Consider the following 6,604-nt stretch of genomic DNA (forward strand, 5'->3'; position numbering starts at 1 on the left):
ATGTTTCACATGAGCTCAAGACACCCATCACTTCTATTAAAGGATTTTCTGAGACACTGTTAGACGGAGCGTTAAAGGATGAAGAAGCATTAAAAAGCTTTTTAATGATTATTCTGAAAGAAAGTGATCGGCTGCAAGCGCTGATTCAAGAGCTTTTAGACTTGTCCCGTATTGAACAACAAGAATTTGTACTTAATATTAAGTCCCTAGAATTAACTCAGATTCTTGAAGAAACACGAACCATCCTCAATGGAAAAGCAGTCGAAAAAGATATTGAACTTACCTTGCACACACCTGAAAATCCTGTCTGGATAGAAGGAGATGCATACCGGATTACACAAGTTTTTCTTAATTTAATGACCAATGCATTGACTTACACACCCAATGGCGGAATGGTAGAAGTAGAAGTAAAAGAACAAATGGACGACGTAATCGTGACGATTCGAGACACTGGGATTGGAATTGAACCCGAGGAACTGCCTCGAATATTTGAACGTTTTTATCGAGTAGACAAAGCGCGGAGTCGTGATTCTGGCGGGACAGGTCTAGGGTTAGCCATCGTAAAACACATCCTAGAAGTCCTTCATGGTGAAATTACAGTAGCCAGTGAACCAGGAAAAGGGACCGTATTTACAGTTTTATTAAAAAAACAAATTAACAAGTAAAATGATGAGGGAAAAGACCATTTACAATAAATTAACATTGAATTTAAATGATCTTAATATCAATAGGTTACAATTACTATTGAAAACCCCCTTCATCCAAGGAAAGAAATGGCGCGGACGTACCTAGTCCGTGCTATTTCTTTTTTTACCCCTAACACTTGTTAATAATAGACTTATTATGAATTTTTTGAAACATTTCTTCTTTTGTTACGTAAGTAAAAGGAGAACAAAAAAGGGGTGGGGAAATGATTAGCTTAAAAAGAATCTATATGTTAACAGGTCTAGCATTCTTAATTATCATTCTGTTAATAACAGCAATCACAACCTGGTATACAGTGGATGAATCAGATCAAGCTGTGATTCAGACATTCGGTAAGGTTGAAGAAACGGTCATTGAGCCAGGTCTGCATTTTAAATTGCCTTGGCCGATCCAAACGGTGGAGAAGCTTTCTAAAGAAACCTTTAGTCTTCAGTTTGGCTTTTCAGAAAGCAACGGAGAAGTGAAGGATTATCCAAGGGAAACGAAAATGATTACCGGGGATGAAAATATTGTCTTAGCTGATATGGTTGTTCAATGGAAGATTACGAATCCGCCAAAATATCTTTACAATGCTGATAATCCTAAGGAAATATTATATGATACAACGTCAGCGGCTTTACGGAGTATAATTGGCAGTTCAGCAATTGATGATGCCTTAACTTCGGGGAAAGCAGAAATCGAAGGGGATGTCCGAGATTTACTTTCGAATCTTATTGATAAATATGACATTGGGATTTCTATTTTAGCAGTTAAACTGCAGGATGTTGAGCTTCCAAATTCCGAGGTGCGTAAAGCATTTACAGAAGTAACAGATGCAAGAGAAACAGCGAATACAAAAGTCAACGAAGCGAAGAAATATGAAAATAAGCGATTGAATGAAGCAAAAGGTGAAGAAAAAGCCATTTTATCAAAAGCCAATGGTGAGAAAATAGCCCGTACTGAGAGAGCACGCGGTGATGTGGCCGTCTTTGACAAATTATATAATGAATATAAGAAAAATCCTGAAGTAACAAAAGAGCGGTTGATTATAGAAACACTAGAACAGGTGCTGCCAAATGCAGAAATGTATATTATGAATGACGATGGAAATACACTTAAATATTTCCCAATCCGTCCATTGGAAAAAGAAAAAGAAACAGAAACAGGAAACGAAACAGAAAAAGTGACGCCTAAAGAGGAAGGAGAGACTAAGGATGGCAAATAAAGTTGTAAATATTAACGAACTTAAAAATAACTTTTCTTGGAGAAAGTATATTAAAGTCGGGATTTTCTTTATTGTTCTCCTTGTTCTTTTACTGTTCCTGTTCACGAATGTTTATATTGTAAAAGAGGGAGAATTTAAAGTTGTCCGTCAGTTCGGTGAAATCGTTCGAATCGATAAATCACCAGGCCTGAAGGTTAAGGTTCCATTCATCCAAAGTATAACAACGCTGCCGAAGTACCAAATGGGGTATGATGTATCGGAAGCGGAAATCAACACCAAAGATAAAAAACGAATGATTATTGATAACTATGCAATTTGGCGGATAGATGATCCGATTAAGATGATTACCAATGCAAGATCGTTAGAAAGTGCAGAAACGAGAATGGAAGAATTTATTTATTCAGTTGTCCGGACTGAGCTTGGCCAGTTGGACTATGATCAAATCATCAATGAAAAATCTTCAAGAGGCAGTATTAATGATCGGATCACTCAAAAAGTAAATGAATTATTGACCAAAGATAATTACGGAATTTCTGTAACTGATGTACGAATAAAACGGACTGATCTTCCAGCTGAAAACGAGGAATCTGTTTATAAGCGGATGATTTCTGAGCGTGAATCAAAAGCACAGGAATACCTTTCAAAAGGTGACGCAAGTAAAAATGAAATTACGGCTGAGACGGATCGGAAAGTAAAAGAACTTCTCGCTAAAGCTAAGGCAAAAGCAGAAATCATTCGAGCGGAAGGTGAAGGAGAAGCAGCACAAATCTATAATGCTTCTTTCTCAAAAGATACTGAATTTTACTCTCTATATCGAACCCTTGAGTCATATACAAAAACGGTCAATGATCAAACAGTCATCGTGCTGCCTTCGGATTCACCATATGCTAAATTACTCTCAGGAAATACAAAGTAAAAAAGGACGGCTATACCTGTTTATTACTCAGGTGGATAGCCGTCTTTATTTGTATAGTCGGAGGAAAAACAAGTTACATCCATTCATGGTCAGCACAGCTGCATTCGCTTTTCTTTGCCCTTCTGGTAGAATAAAAGTAGATATAAACCGGATTTTTAAAGGGTACGCTTGAGGATGATTTCCTATTGTTTAGTGAAAAATAAGGAAACAAAAAAAGAGCGTATTAGTTTGTCAGGAGGAAGTTAATTTGGAAAAAAAACTAGTGTTGATAGATGGTAATAGTATAGCGTATCGTGCTTTTTTTGCTTTACCGCTGTTGAATAATGATAAAGGGATTCATACGAATGCGGTGTATGGATTTACCATGATGCTGAATAAAATTTTGGAGGAAGAGAAACCAAGTCATATTCTCGTTGCCTTTGATGCAGGGAAAACGACGTTTCGACACGCAACGTTTAAGGAGTATAAAGGCGGCCGTCAGAAGACGCCTCCGGAGTTATCAGAACAGTTTCCATTCATAAGGGAATTACTTGATGCTTTTGGAATCACCCGTTACGAACTTCCAAATTATGAAGCAGATGATATTATCGGGACACTGTCCTTACAGGCAGAGCAAGATAACTTTGAGATCAAGGTGATTTCTGGCGATAAGGATTTGACGCAATTAGCCTCGACTGCAACAACAGTTGGGATTACTAAAAAAGGAATTACGGATATTGAGCTGTATACACCAGAACATATTCGCGAAAAATACGGTCTTGCTCCGCAGCAGATTATAGATATGAAAGGTCTGATGGGAGATGCTTCAGATAATATCCCAGGCATTCCTGGTGTCGGCGAGAAGACGGCGCTAAAGCTATTACAGCAATTTAATACAGTGGAAGTCCTATTGCAATCACTTGATCAAGTTAGTGGGAAGAAGCTGAAAGAAAAAATTGAAGAGCACCAGGACTTGGCTGTCCTAAGTAAGCAGCTGGCGACTATTACAAGAGAAGCACCAATCGAAGTGACACTTGAAGAAACAGCATACAAAGGGATGGACATTACAAAAGTGGTTGAAATGTATAAAGACCTCGGTTTTAATTCCTTACTTGAAAAGCTGGGTGACCTGGCAGACATTTCTGAGGAGATCGTTCAGGACGAGATCCAGGTAGAAGTAGTGTCCGAAATCAGCGAGGCAATGTTTGCAGAAGAAAATGGGCTCTTTATAGAGATTCTGGAGGATAACTATCATCAAGCTGATATCATCGGAATCACTCTTTCTAATGAACATGGTCACTTTTATTTGAAGGCGGAACAGGCGGCAGAATCAGCCATTTTTAAAGAATGGGCCAGTGATGAAACGAAAAAGAAGGCTGTTTATGATGCGAAAAAGACAATTGTTGCCTTGCAGAGGCGCGGAATTGACTTAAAAGGAATCGATTTTGATATCTTTCTTGCTTCGTATATTCTCGATCCTGCTGATGCTGCTGAAGATTTGGCGGCCATTGCGAAAAAACAAAATTATTCACCACTAATGTCTGATGAAGCATTTTATGGAAAAGGGGCTAAGCGGACAATTCCTGATAAAACGGAACTAAGCGAGCACCTTGCTCGAAAAGCGAAAGCGCTGCTGGAATTAAAGCCGATTATGATTGAAACACTTGAACAAAACGAACAATACCGTCTATTAATGGATCTTGAAATTCCGTTGTCCATTATACTGGCAAAAATGGAAACTCAGGGAATTAAGGTAGATGTTGAGCGTCTTAAGCAATCTGGAAAAGAACTGGCGATGAGATTGAATGAAATAGAAGCCAAGATCTTTGAAGCAGCCGGCGAATGCTTCAATATTAACTCACCGAAGCAGCTGGGTGTCATTCTATTTGAGAAACTTCAGCTTCCCGTTTACAAAAAAACGAAAACGGGTTACTCAACTTCGGCAGATGTGCTTGAACGATTAGAAAGTCAGCATGAAATTGTGCGGGAAATTCTTCACTACCGTCAGCTGGGCAAACTGCAATCTACTTATATTGAAGGATTATTGAAGGTTGTTAATGCCGATAGTGACAAAGTTCATACCCGCTTTAATCAGGCGCTGACACAAACAGGGCGCTTAAGTTCAACCGATCCTAATCTTCAAAATATACCGATTCGACTAGAAGAAGGACGAAAGATTAGACAAGCATTTATCCCATCGGAAAAAGACTGGATTATTTTCGCAGCAGATTACTCACAAATTGAATTACGTGTGCTTGCACACATTGCGAACGATGAAGGGTTGGTTGAGGCATTCCGAGCCGATATGGATATCCATACCAAAACGGCGATGGATGTCTTCCATGTACAAAAGGAAGAAGTGACATCGAATATGCGGCGTCATGCAAAGGCCGTTAATTTCGGTATTGTTTACGGAATTAGTGATTATGGTTTATCACAGAGTCTGGGAATCAGCCGAAAGGAAGCTGCTCAATTTATTGATAATTATTTAAAAAGTTTCCCGGGTGTCCAGGAATATATGCATGAAAGTATTCACGAAGCGAAGCAAAAGGGGTATGTGTCCACGTTGTTGCAGCGCCGGCGTTATATTCCGGAGATTACGAGCCGTAATTTCAACCAAAGAAGCTTTGCTGAGCGTACCGCGATGAATACACCCATTCAGGGAAGTGCGGCTGATATTATAAAGCTTGCCATGATTAATATGAGTGAGCGAATCGAAGAAGAAAACCTAAAAACCCGGATGCTGCTTCAGGTACACGATGAATTGATTTTTGAAGCACCTCCTGAAGAATTAGAAATTTTAATGAAAATTGTCCCGGAAGAAATGGAAAGAGCTATTGAATTAAATGTACCGTTAAAAGTTGACTATGCATATGGACCAACGTGGTTTGATGCTAAATAATGAGGATCTAGATTCACTTGAAGGAGATTGCAGATGCCAGAATTACCTGAGGTAGAAACCGTTAGACGAACACTTGAACAGCTAGTCCTTGGAAAAACGATTAAAAATGTAGATATATATTGGCCAAAAATCATTAAAGCCCCCGAACCGGTGGAACAATTCAGTGATGCATTGATCGGGCAAACGATTCATGAAATAGGCCGACGCGGTAAGTTTTTGATTTTTCAGCTTGATGATTATTCTCTTGTCTCCCATTTACGAATGGAAGGGAAATACGCTGTTTATCCTGAAAGTGAACCGCGCGATAAGCATACTCATGTAGTCTTTACCTTTATAGACGGATATCAACTTCGTTACCGTGATGTACGAAAGTTTGGAACGATGCATTTATTTACAAAAGGTGAAGAGGTCTCTAGGATGCCGCTTCTTCATTTAGGGCCAGAGCCGCTCTCTGAAGAATTTACAACAGGGGATTTAGCGATAAAGTTAGCCAAAACAAATCGGAAAATTAAGTCGGTACTTCTCGATCAAACGGTAGTGGTTGGAATAGGAAATATCTATGTAGATGAATCTTTATTCCGTGCTGGCATACATCCAGAACGAATGGCTTCATCCCTTACATTGGATGAGATTACGAGAATACATGGAGAAGTAAAGTTAACATTGGCTGAGGCTGTAGAAAAAGGCGGCAGCACCATTCGTTCTTATGTGAATTCACAAGGACAAATAGGGATGTTTCAACTAGAATTATTTGTTTATGGACGCAAGGGTGAGCCATGTAAGCGTTGTGGAACGCCACTGGAAAAATTAGTAGTCGGAGGCAGGGGAACGCATATTTGTCCCGTCTGTCAGCCGTTACCAAAAACCTAAGAAGAAACGATATTCACACATCGGATAG

General features: G+C 39.2%; 5 protein-coding genes. All 5 read left to right on the forward strand.

Going from position 1 to position 6,604, the window contains the following annotated elements; translation table 11 throughout:
• Positions 1-665, forward strand: a 665-nt coding sequence (locus AC52RT_RS10860) for a sensor histidine kinase (RefSeq protein WP_495540757.1), incomplete at its 5' end; no start/stop codon positions are given.
• A gap of 245 nt (positions 666-910) precedes the next feature.
• The gene (hflK, locus tag AC52RT_RS10865) at positions 911-1,909 is read left to right on the forward strand and encodes an FtsH protease activity modulator HflK (RefSeq protein ID WP_495540758.1); all 999 of its coding nucleotides are present in this window, start codon (positions 911-913) and stop codon (positions 1,907-1,909) included.
• Positions 1,899-2,825, forward strand: coding sequence for a protease modulator HflC (gene hflC, locus AC52RT_RS10870; RefSeq protein WP_495540759.1), 927 nt, complete (start codon positions 1,899-1,901; stop codon positions 2,823-2,825). The genes hflK and hflC overlap by 11 nt, the downstream gene beginning before the upstream one ends.
• 247 nt (positions 2,826-3,072) lie before the next feature.
• Positions 3,073-5,706, forward strand: coding sequence for a DNA polymerase I (gene polA, locus AC52RT_RS10875; protein ID WP_495540760.1), 2,634 nt, complete (start codon positions 3,073-3,075; stop codon positions 5,704-5,706).
• A gap of 33 nt (positions 5,707-5,739) precedes the next feature.
• Positions 5,740-6,576 carry a DNA-formamidopyrimidine glycosylase gene (gene mutM, locus AC52RT_RS10880; RefSeq protein ID WP_495540761.1) on the forward strand — a complete coding sequence of 279 codons (837 nt, stop codon included), beginning with the start codon at positions 5,740-5,742 and terminating at the stop codon, positions 6,574-6,576.
• Positions 6,577-6,604: the final 28 nt, after the last annotated feature.

Source organism: Peribacillus sp., assembly GCF_059453735.1.

Bases quoted from the DNA above. Each gene is read 5' to 3' on its own strand.
- hflK (WP_495540758.1), top strand. From the start codon at position 911: ATGATTAGCTTAAAAAGAATCTATATGTTAACAGGTCTAGCATTCTTA.
- hflC (WP_495540759.1), top strand. From the start codon at position 1,899: ATGGCAAATAAAGTTGTAAATATTAACGAACTTAAAAATAACTTTTCT.
- mutM (WP_495540761.1), top strand. From the start codon at position 5,740: ATGCCAGAATTACCTGAGGTAGAAACCGTTAGACGAACACTTGAACAG.